The sequence below is a fragment of the Streptococcus sp. F0441 genome, from assembly GCF_000314775.2.
Classification (GTDB): domain Bacteria; phylum Bacillota; class Bacilli; order Lactobacillales; family Streptococcaceae; genus Streptococcus.
The window spans coordinates 534497-553954 of the sequence record NZ_KB373321.1 but is presented as its reverse complement, the minus strand read 5'-3'; the positions used below and the strand labels follow the sequence as shown (position 1 = coordinate 553954).

At 43.5% G+C, this 19458-nt stretch carries 6 protein-coding genes and 1 other RNA gene; 2 read left to right on the top strand and 5 right to left on the bottom strand.

All coding sequences use genetic code 11. The features are described from left to right. Window positions 1-41: 41 nt before the first annotated feature. The 3 genes from rnpB to HMPREF9188_RS02530 form a co-directional block, all read right to left on the bottom strand. Window positions 42-423: RNase P RNA component class B (rnpB, locus tag HMPREF9188_RS10010), an RNA gene on the bottom strand. 23 nt (window positions 424-446) lie between these two features. Further along, window positions 447-773 (bottom strand): cell division regulator GpsB, encoded by a 327-nt coding sequence (gene gpsB, locus HMPREF9188_RS02535; protein WP_009729806.1) that lies wholly within the window; start codon window positions 771-773, stop codon window positions 447-449. Between the two features lie 69 nt (window positions 774-842). Further along, window positions 843-1370, bottom strand: coding sequence for an SLOG family protein (locus HMPREF9188_RS02530; protein ID WP_000205319.1), 528 nt, complete (start codon window positions 1368-1370; stop codon window positions 843-845). Window positions 1371-1436: 66 nt separating this feature from the next. On the opposite strand from HMPREF9188_RS02530, the gene recU reads away from it, so the two are divergent. Beyond that, the gene (recU, locus tag HMPREF9188_RS02525; protein WP_000248760.1) at window positions 1437-2033 is read left to right on the top strand and encodes a Holliday junction resolvase RecU; all 597 of its coding nucleotides are present in this window, start codon (window positions 1437-1439) and stop codon (window positions 2031-2033) included. After that, window positions 2030-4204, top strand: a complete 2175-nt coding sequence (gene pbp1a, locus HMPREF9188_RS02520; RefSeq protein ID WP_001041852.1) for a penicillin-binding protein PBP1A — start codon at window positions 2030-2032, stop codon at window positions 4202-4204. Before recU ends, pbp1a begins: the two co-directional genes overlap by 4 nt. A 167-nt stretch (window positions 4205-4371) precedes the next feature. Here pbp1a and HMPREF9188_RS02515 read toward each other — a convergent pair whose 3' ends face one another. Then, entirely contained in the window at window positions 4372-12762 is an 8391-nt protein-coding gene (locus HMPREF9188_RS02515; protein WP_009729805.1) for an SIALI-17 repeat-containing surface protein, read from the bottom strand. Between the two features lie 168 nt (window positions 12763-12930). Next, the gene (locus HMPREF9188_RS02510) at window positions 12931-19371 is read right to left on the bottom strand and encodes a SpGH101 family endo-alpha-N-acetylgalactosaminidase (protein WP_009729804.1); all 6441 of its coding nucleotides are present in this window, start codon (window positions 19369-19371) and stop codon (window positions 12931-12933) included. Window positions 19372-19458 lie beyond the last annotated feature (87 nt).

The following is a 19458-nucleotide window of genomic DNA, read 5'->3' as shown; positions in this document are numbered from 1 at the left end:
TGAGGTTGAGAAAGATTCTCAGCCCCAACCTATATGCAATTTTCTATAAGCCATGTTTTGTTCCAGAAGTGACTAGGACCACTTCCTTCGATAATCATCTGTCTACCGCTAACAGCATGGAGCTGCAAGCAGTCAGAGTACTACGTTCGTTTCCGTGCACTCCATGCCCCGACCAAAATTTGGGTTGCTAGCTTGAGGGGTTTACCGCGTTCCACTCTCTCTGTTTCCAGAAAGACTCCGTCACTGTGGCACTTTCAAGCCTATTCTGACCTATCCGAAGACTTAGCCATTTCGACTGCCGTAACGATTTCTCGTCCCTAGGCTTATGGATTCACCTAGCACAAACACTACAGGCATCACAGCCTGTGCTAGCATGGACTTTCCTCATGAAAAGAGAACCTCTTCACGCGATTATCCAAAAATTGCACTCATTCCTTAGTCAATTATCAATCTTGGTTGTCTAAGATTTGCTTACCAAATACTTCTTTTTCGAGGCGATTTAAGCGTTTCAAAATATCAAAGTTTGTCATTGAAGTAGAAGCTGTTACTTCAATAGAGTCTGGTTGAGTTGGAGTCACCTGTGGTTTACGAGATAATTCCTCCTTCAAATCAGCAATCTCTTGACGAAGGGATTTGACCAAAGCTGCGTAGGTTTCATAATCCTTAATCACATCATCTAGGAATTCATCTACCTCTGCTTTACTGTATCCACGTACTTCACGTCCAAACTCTTGTTCAAAAATATCTTTTGCTGAAAATATAATACTTGCCATGTCTCTCTCCATTCTGGGTTACTAGTATTATTATATAAAAAAAGACAAGTAAAAATCAAGGTCAAAGGGTTACTTTTCAGAAAAATTTTCTGCTAGTTCATTTAACTCATCAAATGTTAATTGCCTTGTAACATAGTCCACTTGATTTTTCATCATTTGGTAAAAATATTGTAACTTAGTTTTGTTTTCTTCATCATAAAAAAGGTAGCAAGTATCTGTGTTCTCCAGTAAAAATTTCTGATAATCACGTAGTTGTCCCTTGTGTTCATACTGTGGATAGGCATATTTGACAAAATCAACTTGCTTGAATTCGCTCAACTTCACTTGATTAGCTTCATTCCAGTTACTGCCATGGGTTTCAAAATCAAAAATGGTCGCCAGCTGAAATCCATAGTCTATTTTCATGTCTTTTGCCACCTGAAGTACCCAGTACTCAAAGCCCAGAGCCCCAGTAAAGACAAGCCAGGTCACCCCTTCCTCCGCTAGACGCTCCAGGTCTCTCCGAATAGCTGTTTTGATAATATCAACGCGAATATCCTTGTCATTAAAGAGACCAAGGTCAAAGGCAGAATAACCTGAAATCAAGGCTGTTGTCATTTTTAACCCTTTCTTTGTAAATTTATGATATAATAGAGTGATGTTATTGTACCAATAAGGAGAATTATGGTCAACTATCCACATAAAATTTCATCACAGAAGAGACAAGCTCCCCCGTCACAAACTAAAAATTTCGCAAATCGGGGAATGTCTTTTGAAAAGATGATCAATGCTACGAACGATTATTACTTGTCGCATGGGTTAGCAGTGATTCACAAGAAACCGACTCCCATCCAAATCGTACGTGTCGATTATCCCCAACGAAGTCGAGCCAAGATCGTTGAAGCCTACTTCAGACAAGCTTCAACCACAGACTATTCAGGGGTTTATGATGGATATTACATCGACTTTGAAGCAAAGGAAACTAGGCAAAAACATGCGATTCCGATGAAGAATTTCCATCACCATCAGATTCAGCATATGGAACAGGTCCTTGCCCAGCGAGGAATCTGCTTTGTCCTTCTTCACTTTGCTTCTCAGCAAGAAACTTATTTATTGCCGGCTGTTGACCTGATTCGTTTCTATCATCAAGATAAGGGACAAAAGTCAATGCCACTTGGATATATTCGAGAAAATGGATATAGGATTGAGCTGGGTGCCTTTCCCCAGATTCCCTATCTCGATATTATCAAAGAACATTTACTAGGTGGTAAAACAAGATGAACAAACAAACTATCCTGCGAATAGCTAAATATATCAGTATCTGCTTCTTAACTGTATTTATCGCAGCTATTATGCTGGGCGGAGGTCTCTTTCTCTACTATGTTAGCAATGCTCCAGCCCTATCTGAAAGTAAACTGGTCGCTACAACGTCCAGCAAAATTTATGACAATAACGATGAACTCATCGCTGATCTTGGATCAGAACGTCGAGTCAATGCGCAAGCAAACGAAATACCGACCGATTTGGTCAACGCTATTGTTTCGATTGAAGACCATCGCTTCTTTAATCACCGAGGAATCGATACTATCCGTATCCTAGGTGCTACCCTACGAAATCTTCGTGGTGGCGGAGGCCTTCAAGGAGCTTCAACTTTGACGCAGCAGTTGATCAAGTTAACCTATTTCTCTACGTCAACTTCTGACCAAACCCTTTCTCGTAAGGCTCAGGAAGCATGGCTCGCCGTCCAGCTAGAACAAAAAGCGACTAAACAAGAGATCTTGACCTACTACATCAACAAGGTTTACATGTCAAACGGGAACTACGGAATGCAAACGGCTTCTCAAAGTTACTATGGCAAAGACCTCAAAGATTTGAGTATCCCCCAATTGGCCCTCCTTGCCGGAATGCCTCAGGCTCCAAACCAGTATGATCCATACTCGCATCCGGAGGCCGCCCAAGAACGCCGTAATCTCGTCCTCTCTGAGATGAAGGGGCAAGGTTACATTACAGCCGAACAATACGAAAAAGCGATTAATACTCCGATTACAGATGGACTTCAAAGCCTAAAATCAGCTAACAGTTATCCTCCATACATGGATAATTACCTCAAAGAGGTGATTGACCAAGTTGAACAGGAAACAGGTTACAACCTTTTAACTACGGGTATGGAAGTCTACACAAACGTTGATTCTAAGGTTCAACAACGTCTCTGGGATATTTACAATACGGACGAGTATGTCAACTATCCAGATGATGAGTTACAGGTAGCCTCTACTATCGTTGATGTCACAAACGGGAAAGTCATTGCCCAATTAGGTGCTCGCCACCAATCAAGTAACGTTTCCTTTGGAATAAACCAGGCTGTAGAAACTAACCGTGACTGGGGTTCTACCATGAAGCCTATTACAGACTATGCTCCTGCTTTGGAATACGGCGTTTATGATTCAACTGCTTCGATTGTTCACGATAGTCCTTATAATTATCCTGGAACCTCTACCCCTGTCTATAACTGGGATAAGAGTTACTTTGGAAACATAACACTCCAGTATGCTCTCCAGCAATCACGGAATGTGCCGGCTGTAGAAACGCTAGAGAAAGTAGGACTTGATCGTGCCAAGACGTTTCTAAATGGACTCGGTATTGACTACCCAAGCATACACTATGCTAATGCTATTTCAAGTAATACAACCGAATCTGACAAAAAGTATGGAGCAAGCAGCGAGAAGATGGCTGCGGCTTATGCTGCTTTTGCCAATGGCGGTATCTACCGCAAACCTATGTATATCAATAAGATTGTCTTTAGTGATGGCAGTTCAAAAGAATTCTCTGATTCTGGTACACGTGCTATGAAAGAAACGACAGCCTATATGATGACAGATATGATGAAAACCGTTTTGGCATACGGAACTGGTCGAGGAGCCTACCTCCCTTGGCTACCACAAGCTGGTAAAACTGGTACGTCAAACTATACAGATGATGAGATTGAAAACTACATTAAAAATACGGGTTATGTAGCTCCGGACGAAATGTTCGTTGGCTATACTCGTAAATATTCAATGGCCGTTTGGACTGGTTACTCGAACCGCCTTACTCCTATCGTTGGTGATGGCTTCTATGTTGCAGCTAAGGTCTACCGTTCGATGATGACTTATCTATCTGAAGATGATCATCCTGGTGACTGGACTATGCCAGAAGGACTCTACAGAGGTGGAGAATTTGTCTTTAAAAATGGTGCTCGTTCTACATGGACTACACCTGCTCCACAGCAAGCCCCAACACCTGAAAGTTCTAGCTCAACATCTGAGAGCTCGACTTCTCAGTCAAGCTCGACTACTCCAAGCACAAATACAAGCACAAATAATAGTACGACTACCAATCCTAACAATAATACGCAACAATCAAATACAACCCCTGGCCAACAAAACCAGAATCCGCAACCAGCACAACCATAACATTTATCACTCAGAGTATTCTGGGTGATTTTTTCATAGCAGTATCGTATTTATATGATTAGCAAAAGCCTGAGAAGATTTCTTCTCAGGCTTTCTGCGTACTATAAACCTCATTGGGAAAGATAGGAAACTGATTTCGTAATCTTGTTAAGAGGTTTTGTTGAATACTAGTCTTTCTTTGTTCTTGCTACAAAGAGAGCAGATAGGGCTAGGCTAACACCTGCTAGGAAGAGGGCTGTGTCAGATTGGCTCTCACCTGTTGCTGGCAAGCTTTGTTCAGCAGTTTCTTGCTTCGTCACTTCTTGTTTTAGATCCGGTGCCGGTGTCTTATCTTCATCTGAAGCAAATGAGCTAAGTTTAAACTCAGGTTTCTCTACAGTTGGAGCGGCTTGATCGCCTACTGTCGATAATGGTCCTGTGTACTCTGGAAGCTCATGTACCAAGGCTTCAGCTGCATTGACACCACCATTAAACTCAGGCTTCTCAACTGTCGGAGCTGGTTGGTCGCCTACTGTTGCTACTAGGCCTGTATACTCTGGAAGCTCATGTACCAAGGCTTCAGCTGCATTGACACCACCATTAAACTCAGGCTTCTCTACTGTCGGAGCAGCTTGGTCACCTACTGTCGCTACTGGACCTGTGTACTCTGGAAGTTCATGTACTAGGGCTTCAACTGCATTGACACCGCCCTTGAACTCAGGTTTCTCTACTGTTGGAGCGGCTTGGTCGCCTACCGTTGCTACTGGGCCTGTGTACTCTGGAAGTTCATGTACCAAGGCTTCAATTGCATTGACACCGCCTGTGAATTCAGGAACCTCAAGAACAGGTGCTGGCTCTTCGCCCTTACTTGATTGAACCGATTCTTCTGTTAATTCTTGATAGAAGCTCGCCAATTCATAAAACTCGGCCTTGCCACCTTCCCAGACTAATTTGACGTCTAGAAGAGAGCCACCATTTCGGATAGCGAAGGTTTGGAGACTAGATGTAATGGCACCGAGGTCTGTCCAGCTGTCTTGACCATCCTTGAGTGTTCTAGCAAGAATGCGTGCTTTCGCTCCTTCAGGAAGACTGGAAACAAGACGAAGGTGGTTGGCATTGGTCGGCTCAGACAAGTGATAAACCAACTCGCCCTTGTCTTTTTCAGACTTATAGCTAGTCAAGACTTTTCCGTCTACAAGATTATTATAAAGGTTGCCTTGGCTTTCTCCACTACTTCCTTCTACTGTTGGATCATTGATTGGTTTGACAAATTCACCATCGTTGATGACCAATTCTGTAAAGCCTACAAAACGGGCATCATAGTCTGCTGTATAGAGGACACGGAGATAGTTGGCTTTGACTGGTGTTGTCAATTCACCTTCGATGTAGCGATTTCCTGGCATCTTAGAATCATGTGTCCAACCATCTGTCAATGAATCATCGTGTTGGCTATTGGCCACACCATCTCCTACTGTAACGACATCAGTCCAAGTTTTACCGTCTTGGCTGACTTGAATCTTACCATCACGAAGATAGTTTTGAGTTCCGTCTTGGATGTAGGCTCTAATCTTCTTGATGGTGCGTTCGCTGCCAAGTTTCAAGGTCACATGACCATCTTTACGAGCATAGTCTGAAAATTCAACGAAGTTGTTGTAAACACCATCAAATAATTGATCTAGGTTGTTCAGTTTACGAACATCATTGCTACCATATGCTGGGTGAATTCCCATTGAAGTTGATTCCAATTTTGTTGGTTGCACTTCTTTAGTCGTCACAAGGAGAGAAGTGGCTGTCACAGCTTGTTCCTGATCTGTTTTGTTGACCAGACGAACATAACGTACTAAGTGGCTTGCTACAGATCTATCAGTCAACTGGCTAGCTGGCGTCCATTCTTGCGCATTTGCAGAGTACTCTAGAGTAAGAGCAGGGTTTGCCTGACCTTGGAGCTGGATGCTCTTGATTTGATGGATACGGTCAAGCTTCATACCTAGATAGCTATGAGCAGGGAGTTTAGTTCCAGCTGGAATTTGAAGTTCGTAACTGCCCAAGCTATCCACTACTGGTGTTTCCTTCAAGGCGTCGACGTTGGTGTCTGTTAACTCACTATTTCCAGAGCGTGTCTCAACAGAGAAGTCTTGGATACGCCACCAGAGGTCGAGGGCCTTGGTATTGCGTACTCGGATGTAACGAGCATTGATCGCTCTGGTCACTTCCTTGGTTTGTTCTCCTGATAGGCGATCCAACTCTTGCCATGAAGTTCCATCTGTAGAGTACTCAAGTACACCTGCGGCAAGCTTATCACCCGTTCCTTGGCGAAGACGAACTTTAGTGATTGACTTGACTTCACCGAGGTCAAGTTGTGCCCAAGCATCTACTGGTGTCGTATTGCTACCGTCAGCATTTGCCATCATGGCTTCTGTATTATCCTTGCCATCAGTGATTTGACGGGCTGAGGTATTTAGTTTGTAAACTAAGTTTGAGCTTAGACTAACTGTCGTTGCTTGTTGGCTACGAGATTTTTCAACTGAACGGTTAACTGCAATTTCCTGAACTGCAAACCAAGTGTTCTCGCGGTCTGCTGTCGCAATCATGCGAACTGCCTTAGCCTTGATGTTGAGATTCTCAAACTTAAGCAGGGATTCATTTCCGACATAGCTTGGCTCTTTCAAAGTTACCCAGTTGTCATTTTCATCTAAATACTGCACTTCGGCCTTACTAAAGGTATCACGTGGATTTGCCTGCGTTCCCATTGCAAAGGTCAAGGTTTGGATCGCTACCGGCTTGTTGAACTTCATACCAATATAATCACCTGTCTTGATGCTGTTTGGTGATTTAATAATCGCATGGGTTGCCAAGTCGCCATCCGTTACTTCTGCCAAACCACCTTCTACACCTGTTCGATTGGTAATAAAGGTACTGATGATTTGATCTGGATGCAAGACTTTTTGAACTTCAGACGCTAGAACTTCTTTCAGGGATAGGATAAATGGACGAATATGTTGAACACCCAATTCAGCCTTTTCCATATGGTCTACATAATGGAAGGTGTGAGTTTGAGACTGTTCGTACAATTTCAAACCTTTATAGTAGCTATCCCAGAGTTTAGCTGCATCGTTTGTAGCCATGGCTTCAGCTCCTGTAAGGAAGGCATCGAGAGCATTCATTTGGTCGATTGCATTATCCAACCAATAGTGGATTTGGGCAACCATCTTTTGGTCGCCTGATGCTTTGTAAAGTTCGGCTGCTTCTTTAATCTTGGCAAATTCAGCTCGCAAGGCTGCACGTTCGGCAGTCACATCCTGACCTGCTTTGAGCTTGGTCATGAAGTCTGTTAATTTTGGAGCCAAGTCTACAGATTCTTCTAGTTTGACGACACGATTATCCATGTTTTGGTTGATCATGTGCTTACCAAGTTCGCGGAAGGCTGCTGATACTTTGCTATCTTCAAAATGACCATTTTCTACAAAGTTGAAGGCAATGTCATTGATTTTCTTAGCTTCTTCTTCTGATTTCCACTGTTTCCATGAGTATTGAGCTCCTGCAAAGAGGGCAATCTTAGATGGTTCAGACTGTTGCATTGGGTTCAACATGATACCCGATAGCAAACTTGGATCCACATTTGGATGAAGGAATTTCTCACCACCACCTAGAATCAAGTGTTGTTTAGAGTTATCTGTTACAGGCCAGTTAATCCAAAGTGAAACTGGGCGATAGGTCTTGCCACCTGCGGATAGATTGTTCTTGAGAGTTGAAAGGAAGCTTTCAGAGACTTCACCCCAAATCTTACCACCCGTCAAGGTCATGGATGTTGAACTTGGGAGATTTTCATTGAGGGATTTCAACTCATCCTCACGTCCATTACCCCAATACTGTCCAGGAACAAAGATCATTTCTTTGCGAAGACCACTGTAAGTTCCCTGCATTTCAGTCAACCACTTGGTCATATCTTGCATCAAGCGGTTATAGCTATTGTAGCCTCCGACTGGGCTTGGAGCATCATCTGCAAGGATACCAAATTCGCGGACACCCACTTTCATCAACTGGGTAAATTTAGCCTTGATGGTTGCCAAATCTTCTTGGTAATGCGCTTCATTGCCAAAGCGGATGCGGTTGTTCATGAATGGATGGATAGTCCAGACATAGCGGGTTTTACTTTGATTTCCGACACGAGCAAGTTCACGGATTTCAGCTAGTTTTTCTTCTGGATAGAGTTCACGCCATTTCTTGTTGTGGTATGGATCATCTTTTGGTGCAAAGAAGTATTGGTTCAATTTCAAATCGCCACCATAACGCATGAGCTCTGCACGATCGGCATTAGACCATGGATTTCCATAGTAACCTTCGATGAAACCACGGTTCTTGAGCTCTGCGTAATCTTCTACTGTCACATTTCGAAGGACTGGTACTTGGCTTTCCTTGAGCATGTGTTTCAAGGTTGTCAAACCATAGAAGACCGCATCTGTGTCTTTTCCGACGATGGAAATCGAATTATCCTTGATGCTCAAGACATAGGCGTCAATCTTGTCAAAGAGACCTGCTGAAACATTGGACAAGTTTTGCTCTGCTTGTGAGCCTTGTCCATGCACCCCAAGATAGATATTGGTTGCGCCAGCGATTGCCGCCTTACCAGTTGTATAAGATACTTGATTGTCCTGCAAGACACTCTTCAAGCGATTACGAGTATAGATATCGAGTTGATTGCCCATGACCAGATTGACTTGCTTACGAAGAGCTGTGACTCCTTCTCCATAAGTCACTTTTTGTGGCGTTGGGAAGACCTTGTACTCTTTCTTGAGATAGTCTGCGCTCTTGCTGGCATCTGCAATGCTGTCTTCGCTAGCTGGTTTACTTGCAGTGAATTGATCTGCCAATTCAACTGTTCCATCACCGGTTTGGTCTACTTTTGGTTTTTCAGGTGTAGTTGGTTTTTCTGGTTGACTTGGTGCAGGCGTTTCTTGCTCTTCTTTGACAGGTTTCAATAGATGAACTTCGGCTGCACTTGCAAAACCACCAACGCCTTCCAATACTTTCAACTCAATCTTGTTGGTATGTACTGCCGCAAAGTTGACTGTTTTTTCTTGGGCGTTGTTGTCCCAGCTTCCTTCTGAAACCTTGACCATTTGGCCATCTTTTTGTGCGTAGATTTCGTAGCGCGTCACAACACCATTTCCACCACCTGGACGTGGGAGATACGTCAAGCCATTGATTTTTTCTGCTTCTTTCAAGGTCATAGTAAGGGTGTATGGCGCAGTGTCACCAGTCCACTTAGTATGCCAGAAGGTATTTGGATCATTGTCAAAGGCCTTTTCAACAGCGCCTTCAGTCGCGTTTCCTGGAAGTTGCTGACTGCTTGCGGTTGCTGTAATCTTATCATTTGAAATCAAACGAGGATTTACAAATGGTTTATCCGACAACTCTGCACTATGCAAGATTCCTTTGAACCCACCGATACTTTCAAGCGGTAGTACCAAGCTATTGTGGGCAAAGCGAGGGTATTCTGGATTTGCGATACGCTCAATCTTTTCACCATCCACATAGACTTCCGTTGATTGTGGTTTGGTCACGATAGAGATTTGATAGCGTTTGTTCTTTTCAAGTTTCTTCTTGAACTGGATATGGAACTGTTCAAATTGATAAGCAAGATAGCCGTCTTTATCAGCTAGATAGATACGGTTGTCCCCACTTGTTGAGAAGATTTGTTCACCGTCACCAGTGACAGTTACATCAAACTTCAAGACGTGACTTGGACCAACATCACCAGCCAAGCCTTCGATACTGCTGTCTTTCTCAAAAGCCAATCCTTGCTCGCTTGTCTTCACCTTCTTACTTGCGTAGTCCTTCACTGTCTTAGGATTGATAGTAAACAAATCACTTTGATCAATCGCTCTATCAGGATTTGACTGTGGCGCATAAGGGCTTGTTGGTAGGGTGCGTTCTGCAAAGGTCGCAGCTGCACGGTCAGATCCCCAAGTGCGCTCCGCAGTGGTTTGCATGCTCTTGAAGAAGCGTTTAAAGATATCATAAGAGGTCAAGCCTGTCTCATGAAGGTCGATATTGTCATTCCAAACCGCGTGCCCACCACCAAGGATACTTGGATGAGAAGCTGGTAGAAGTGGACCTCCACCTGTTCTAAAATCATTCGGTGTCCAGCTATTGTACTGGCGTTCGTAGTTGGCATAGTCCCCGTAGGCTGCTTGACTATTGCTTCCACTTGGGACACTATATGTCGGCACATCCGTGATGTTAATAATCTTAGCTCCCTGAGCAATGGCTTCATTTGGTCGTTGCCAGCCAATGCTCCAGATATCAACTTCTACTCCGTTCCAATCAACAGGAGTGCTCCCACGTTTCGCACTGAGCGAGCCCCAGATACGAGGGGTATAGCCTTTTCCTTTAATGTATTTGATAAGGTCATTGACATAGCGGCGATAGCTTTCTCTGCTGCCATAGTATTCATCCGTTCCGATATGAACAGTTGATACCCCATGAAGTGGTGCATCTGGACCATCGAGGAGTTTGTCATAGACGGATTTGACAAATTTAAGAGTTTCTTCGTACTTGTTATCCAAGTCCAACATAGCTACACGCTCTACATTATGCTTGTTAGCACTTAGTTGTCCTTGATACATGAGGTCTGGACGAACTTTAACAAATGAAAGTGCATGACCTGGTGTGTCAATTTCTGGGACTAGGTTGATATGAAGAGCCTTGGCCAATTTAATCAGATTTTGCATTTCTTCCTTAGTATAATGCTCATCTGATGTTAATTTTTGACCATTCTCACCGACAATATCTGTCTCCAAACGGAAACCAGTCTTGGCATGTTCAAGTACATACTTAAGTTGTTCTTCTGGAGAGAGATTCTTACCTGCCAAGTGTTCCTTGAGGAAGATATAGTTATCATTAAGGTGCAACTGCAAGTCGTTCATCTTGTAGTAGGCCATGTTGAGCATGATGTCTACGAGGGTGTCATAAGGGATAAATTTACGACCTGTATCCAGCATAAAGCCACGGTGACTGAAACTTGGGAAATCACGAATTTCACCATTTTGTAGGTCTGTTTCTCCCATTTGAAGAAGAGTACGAGTTGCGTAAAAGGCTCCTGTGTTCGTTGCAGCTTCGATGGTAATCACATCACCTTGGATAGTGATGCCATAGCCTTCCTTGCCATAACCTTTGTTTTCAACCTTTTTAAACTCGATTCGTTTTTGAGCCTGTCTGTCACCTGTTGCAAGTTCCAATCCACGGCTTGCAAGGTCTGACTGGTAGAAGGTTGCAGTCTGATCAAAGCCCGAATCTCCTGTCGCAAGAACTGTATCTGAAGTGATAGAAGATTGACCTTCTTTTCCATACCATTGTTGAACAGCTGGTGCTACTTTTGGTTTTACACCCACACCCTCGTCCTGATGTAACCCCTTGATGACTACTTCAAATTCCTTAGTGAAAGTATGGCTGTCTTTGATTTGTTGCACCATAACCTTAACGCGTTGATCTGTCAGAGGTTTATGGATACGATTTTGAAGGTCAATTACACCTTGTTTATTGCTTCCGATAAGACTAACTTCCCCTGGTAGGCTAGGCAAGACAAGAGACTGTCCGTCTTCTGCTACTGTTAGTTCTGTTACTTGGCGGATGTCCGTTACCTTACTATGGTCCGGAACGTTAGAATAGGCTCGAATTTCTTGGATTCCAACGTTTTTCCAGTTCATTGTTCCCGCTTGGTAATCATTGACCTCAAGTTTGAGATACTTAGCTTTGATACTGTCAGCTAGGTCTACTTTCTCGTCTAAAACTGGATCTCCAGTCTTGGTATGAGCTAGTTTCCATTGTTTTTCTCCATTAGCGCCCACGTCTTCTTGACCTGCATAGTAGAGACTCCAAGATTTGATATTGGGGTCATTTTGCCCATTGCGAAGACGACGATCCCAGTCAATTTCTACATGTTTGATGAGGGTTGTCTTAGGAAGGGTCAATTCAAAAGTTGGTTTTGGTACATCTTTGTCTGTAGCCCAACGAGTATTGTCATCTCCGTCGATAGCTTTATCCGCAGTAAAGTTGGTACCAGTCTCATGGTTGCTTGCCTGGACAGTAGCACCCTCGAGATGGTTGACATCTTCTCTATCTTCGATTTGCTTTTCAGCTGGTTGTGGTGCGGGAGTAGCAGTTTCAGCTGGTTTTACTGCCGGTGTAGTGGTTTCCGAAGGTTGATTGTCTGCCTTTGGTGTTTCAACCGGTTTCGGCGTTTCTGCTGGCTTGGGACTTGCAGGACTTGTCTCAGGTTTTGTCGCTTCACTTGGTGTAGGATTGGTTCCTTCGTCAGTCGCTGGAGTCTCCTCATGACTTGCTGCTGTTGTAGCTTCTGCATCCGCCTTTTCAAGCGCAGTGGCTAAATCATCAGGTAACTTATCCAGTGCTTGAACATGGGTAATGCTTCCCTCTGATTCTGAAGGTGCTACTGTTTCTGCTGCCTGAACCATATTGGCTCCAAAGATACTAGCACCAATCATAACGGAGGCTGCACCAATTGCAAATTTGCGGATACTATAGTGACAGCGTTTCTCAAAAAAATGTCTATCCATCTTTCTCCTATTCCTTTCATCCGCATACATGAGTAAGCGGTATCATTTCTCCTTTGAAAAAAGGAGAGAACCTAGAGGTCCTCTCCGGGTGTTTGATTCATTTTCCGACTCTGATTTCTATAGAGTTCGAGTCATTTATCCAAACAAGGTAAGTATAGTATAGAATATCTATTCTTTTTTACTTTTAGCAGCATAGAGGGCTGCTGACAATGCTAGGCTGATTCCTGCAAGGAAGAGGGCTGTATCAGACTGCTCTGCTCCTGTTTCTGGAAGAGCCTTCTTGCTTTCTTCATTTTTCAGAGTATCTTTAACTTTTGGAGTCTTTGAATCAGCTAGTGGAGCTGGTGTTAATTTATACTCTGGTTTCTCGACGGTTGGTGCTGGCTGGTCGCCTGATGTACCTAGTGGGCCAGTGTACTCTGGTTTGTCATGTACGGCTGGCTCAACTCCATTAACACCACCAGTGTATTCTGGCAATTCGTGTACCAAGGCTTGAACTGCATTGACTCCTCCCTTGAACTCAGGTAGGTCATGAACAGCCGCTTCAACCGCATTAACACCGCCTTTGAACTCTGGTACTTCATGTACAGCCACTTCTGCCGCATTAACACCACCTTTGAACTCTGGTACTTCATGTACAGTCGCTTCCGCCGCATTGACTCCTCCCTTAAATTCAGGAACTTCAAGAATTGGAGGTTGTTCTTCACCCTTGCTGCTTGTAGGAGCGTCTGGTTTAGCAGCCTTATCTTGTAATTGGTTGAGATAGTCTGCGAAGTACTCGACCATTCTTTCAGTCAAGAGATGGTTATCCGTCGCATATTTCATGCTTGCCTGAACTCCAGCCACTTCCTCTTGATTTTCTTTGTCTGTCAATTTCTGAGCCTTAGCTAAAGCTGCTTCATAGCCTGACAAGTCAAGAGGTGTTTCTGCTACTTGTGGACGAGTAAAGATGAGTTCCGCTGCAGATTGGTATTTATCTCCACCATCTCCGTATGTCTTGGTACCAGTAAGGACAATCTTCTTAGCCTTGATTGTCTTACCAAAGTCAATGTCTTTTGGTTTGTTGTTGTCAGGCCAATCAGTTACGGTAAAGGTATGTTCCTTACCAGACTCATCTGTGACAACCAGTTTCACATCTCTCAAATTACCGTTTGAACCTGAAGCACGTGGAACATAGCGAAGTCCTGTAATTTCAGTTGGTTCTTTCAAGACCATGGTGGCAGGTTTTCCGACATCTCCTCCGTCCCATGATGTATGCCATAGACTAGACACATTTCCATCAAAGGCATTCTCTAGGCCTTCACCTGGTTGGGCAGGCGCATCCAAACTTTCAAAGTCTTCTGCTACCAAGGCTGTTTTCTTCTGAACCAAAGCATTCTTCAAGGCTTCAATCTTGGCAATCTCTGCACGCGCATCTTCTACGCTAATGTCATCATCTGCTTGGCTGAGATTAAAGACTGCTTCTTTCAAGGCGTCCATAGACTCTTTGGTGTAGTTGGTCATGGCAACCGTTGGCAAGTAGTTCTTCAGAGCATTTTCTGTCAACATCTTACCTGTTAGCGTAATTTCCTCAATGTGAAGATTGTCCATCATGAAGTCGTTGTAACCACGGAAGTTGGCATTTCCGCCAGCATCTCCACGAGTATTGCTTGCGTTTCCAGTTGAGTAGATACCTACCCAAGTATCGCCTGTTTCTGCACCTGTCACGAGGAAGGTTGCCTTCTTGGCTTTCTTAGAATCCGTCCAAGTATTTGGCAATTCATGCATTTCCAAGTTGCTTGCTTGAGTACCACGACGACCTGACTGGAATTCTCCCTTACCAACTACAAAGGCATAGGTATTGTCAGAGCCTGCTTCATATTCAAAGGTTACACGGTAGGTCTTACCAGCTTCAAAGCGGAAGTTTTGCGGAATGGTTTGGTAAACCAAGTTACGACGGCTCACTAGTCCATTTGTCTTCAATGACCAATTTCCATCGATAACATCATCGACTTTCTTACCGTTCCAACCACGTTGTGTATATGGATCATGCTTTTCAGACAAGTGAGTGCGGTTATCTTCAACACCTTCGACACCACCCACTACGAATGGGAAGATACCCTGAGCAACATTTTCAAAGTCTTGTTTGAAGGTGCCTTTACCTGTATCATGCTTGTCTCCGTACATGCTTGAATTGTTTTCAAAGGTACGAATTTCATCAAAGTAAGTTGCTTCATCACCAGCTTCACGACTCAATGTCAGAGTGACATTTGATACGTCCGATCCAGTTGTAAAGAAGGCGTACATGTTTTGGAAGTAACTTGTATCATCAACTGTAGCATTTTCACGACGATTGTTATGAGCATATGCTTTGATATAGTTGAGAGCGAGTGACTTATTGGTATAAGTAGTCACTTCTTTTTCGCCAGTATTCACTGTGATACTTGCCTTAGCATTACTACGGTTATCAACACCGACATAAACAGCATACTTGGTATTTGGTTTCAAGCCAGTCAGTTTCTGAGTAAGGCTGACCTTGCTCTTATTGCCTTGGATACGAAGCATTTCATTTGCGCCTTGTGATTTGACAATTTCTGCCTTAGAAGCATCACCAGAAATGGTCCAGTGTTTCAAGGTTCCACTGTTAAATCCTTGGTCATAGATATGCATGCCTTCGCTCCATGACATTTCAGGATTGGTTTGTTTTGAACGGTAGAGAACGTATGGTTGATTTGCTAGAAGGTCTAGGGTAATCTTGCCATCTTTTACAGTTAGTTCTTGCTCTTCTGTCTTACCTTGGTCAGTTAGCTTGTAAAGGTAAACCTTGCTATTTGCCCAATCGCTTGGAAGGGTCCAAGTTGTTGCACCAGCTTGCGTATTGAAGTAGTACATTTTTTCCTTATCAGTAGGAAGCTTCTTACCATTCGCATCCCAGTTCCAAGGAGTCAAGTAAGCTGAGCCATCTTGGATGACACGTCCGTTGAGCGTTACTGTACGTTCGCGATATTGCGGGCTATTGACATCATTTGACTTACGAGTCACAACAACCTTGTTACCTGCTGCATCGACTAGCTCAACCTTCATTTCTGGAGTCCATTTATAGGTGCTACCATTATCGGTCATGGTAACTGGTGTACCATTTTCCCATTTACTTACAGTGAAGTGTTGGAAGTACTTAGTCATGACGTCATGGGCAAATAAGTTGGTTACATAGCCATTGTAATCACTCCGTCCTTGCCATCCTTCAAAATCTTTCATGCTGTAGCCACCTAGGAGTGGGTAGTCGGCTGCACCACCGTAACTTCTATAATCCCCAACCCAAGAATCTTTTTGGTGGTTGCGGATAAAGCGTGTGATAGCACTGTTGATACCTTTATTAGTGTAGCCACCATAGGTCAAGTCAGCTGCCCAGTGTTGGAAGGTAGAGTCGTATTCACCACCATGCCCCCACTCGATCGCAAAGCGCCAGCCTTGTTTGTTGATTTCTTTAGCAAGAACATGGGTAGCCCAGGCACCGTTATCACCTGATTGGCCATTGCCCCAAACGTCCACATAGATAAAGTCGAGACCTTCACCAAGTTTTTTCTTCAAGTCTTCCCAGCGAGCCAAACGTCCATGCGCTAGGTCATAAGCAGCATCAATGTTGATACCTTGGTCTAACCAGTTCCAACCATAGCTGTAGCTTCCATCTGGATTCTTACGAAGAATATTTTCATTAAAGTATTTAGACTCAGGATAAGTCTCAGAAGCGTTAACGTGGATACCAAGATGAGCCCCATATTTCTTCGCTTTTTCGATCAAGGTCTTGAAGTCTTCAACACCACCAATACGTTTACCAATATCAGCATAATTCAAGTGACCAGAGTCGTGACCTTCACTACCATATCCTTTAAGGAGAACACCTTGCCCAAGACCATCTGTGTGGAGATTGATTTTCTTGATACCATCCAAGGTCATAAGGAATGGGTTTTGTGCTTGTGAACCAAAGTTCATCGCGATACGATAAGCTGTGATATCCTTAACCTTTTCCCAACCTTGAGGGTTGTTCATGATGCTACGATAAGCAATGGCACCATCTTGCCAGTCGACTTTGTTGTCAGCATTGGCATCTTCGGTGATAACAACCTTGGCACTTGGAAGTTCCTTCGTGTATTCTGGGAAGACAATGCCCTTATAAGCTTTTTCCCATTGCCATTCAGAGCTATGAATTCCGACATAGTTGGCATTTCCAACTGTTTCTTTATAGGCTGTCAAACGAGTCCAGTCGTTCGAACCACCACCATAGCTGTTTTGAGAATTGCTCCAAACACCTGCAGCAAGCTTATCTGTAGAAACAAATCCATACATGTAACCCTTGGCTAGGTCTTTCATTGGATTGGTTACATCGATATGATCATCCCCGCTGATATGGGTATTATTTGACATAGTAGCCCCATCAAACTTAGCACCAGCTTGGTCACTTGAAACAGATACTAAAGCATTGCCAAGGAAACTAATCGTAGAAAGCAATTTTCTTTCGTCATCAATCTTTTGACCTGGAGTAACTCGATTGTGGTTGACAATCTTGGTCACATCAAAGTGCAATTGATTATCCACAACTTGCAAGCGTACTGTCATTTCCGCATTGATTAAGTGAGCATCATCGCGAAGCTTCATCAAGTACTCTGCTGTTGTCTCATTGATTTTTTTGTAGGTAACTTCAGGGGTGACTTCGTGTTTGTTGATAAATACTTTATTGAACTGTTGCACCTGTCCTGGCAAAGTATGACCATTCAAGGTGTATTCCTTGACACGAGGGAAGGCTTGGTCAATCACTGCTTTGAGGACCTTAGACTGGATCGTATCATAAGTCACCTTGCTATCGTCAACGGCCGGACCTGTTTCTTTCTGGGCAGGAGTATCATCTGCTTTTACACCTTCTTGATTGTCCGTTTTAACACTGACAACTGTTCGCTCATTGCCATAGGAACCAGCTTTTAGGACGATTTTCTTCTCATTTTTGAGAGTTTCATTAACAGCTGCTGGCAAAGTGACCGTATCAAAGAGTTTCTCATCATTATTCGTTGCATTGAGTTGTCCATCTGACTTGAGGGTAATTGATAGGCGGTTAATTGTTCCTGTCTCAGGCGCTGCTACACGTCCCCCCTTATACCAGGTGCTATCGGTTGGAGATTTATACTCCCAGAACCAGCCATCTTTGTCATAACCAACAAAAACATTGTTCTTGGTATCTTTAAATTTCAAGAAGACACCAAAGCGTGATTTGCCCTTTTCAGAATCATCTTTGAAGGTTAAATCAACCGTCGCATTTCCATTAGCATCAACTGTCAATCCTTGTTTTTCAAACAAGGCTGGTTTATCGCCATTGTCGTTCTGTGCAGTTGAAGACAATTGATTGTAGCGGATACCTTTTTCTTCACGAACCGTAACTGTTCCCTGCTGTTCTTTTTTTGCTACCGTTTGCCATTCAGGGGTTACTGTCTTAGGGGTTTCAGGTTTAGCAGCTGCAGGTTTATCCTCTTTTGATTTTTCTTCAGCCTGTTTTTCTTTCTCTTCCAAGTCTGCTGGTTTCACACTTGAAATCCCCTGCATGTGGTCTTGAATCCATTTTAGTTGAGCTGGTGAGAAGAGAATACCTCCGCTCCGTTTTCCAACTACACCATTTTGGTGAACACCGACTAGTTTGCCTTCTGTATCAAAGATACCGCCGCCACTAGCGCCCGGTTTGCCTCCTTGGTAACCAATCCCTTGGACACCTTCTCCGTATGGTTCCGCAAAATCAACTGTAGTATTGACAATCGGATTCAATTTCCCTTCTGGATAACCAAAGACATGAAGTTTATCTCCGATTTTCTTAACAACTGGTTTTTTAGTTACTTCAACAGGCGTATTTTCGAGAACTGTACGCAATCTCACTAGGGCCAAATCATTTTTGAAGCCCTTCAGGTAGCCTTCACGATCCCAATGAATGATATCTTTCTTGCTAAACTTGACATCTGGCAATCCCGGATATGAGATGCTATAGATATCTCCATCCCCTTGATCATTGTCCACAACCTTACGGATATTACCGTCTTGGCTGTCCTTGATAAAGTTATGAGAAACCGTCAAGACAAGGTCTTTAGCAACGACAATACCGCTACCTTCTCCTGATGGCGTCTTGATCTTAACAGTTGCGCCGTAGTTTAATTCCCCATTGGTAGTCTTAGCCACATCTTCTGGGACGAGCTTCCCAGTATCTTGGGCCAACTGATCCTTGTCAACTTCACGCCCATTGTCTTCAGCTTTCTCCAACTTATCTTCTAATTCTTTTGGCAGATTGCTTGACTTTTCAGACTTTTCTTTTTCTTGAGCCAACAACTCTTCTTCTGTTTGAGGGCCTTCTGTAGTCTCAGCTGAACCAGGATTCTGAGCGGCAGCTTCCTTGTCAAAATCGTGCCCCTCATCACTAGCCTTTTTATCCAAATCAGCTAGTTCACTCGGCAAATTAGTTGTTGAACCAACCCTTGCTTGATCAGCCAATACTGGGCTAGCTGCGAAGAAAGTCGCTCCAATCATCACCGAAGCTACCCCAAGCGTAAACTTACGAATACTAAACTTACAGCGTTTTTCAAAAAATTGTTTATCCATAAACTCCTTAATCCTTTCACTTCACAGTAAGCGTTTACATTTCTTCTTTTAAAAATACTCCTTTCTCTGAAAGTATCGTGCTTAACT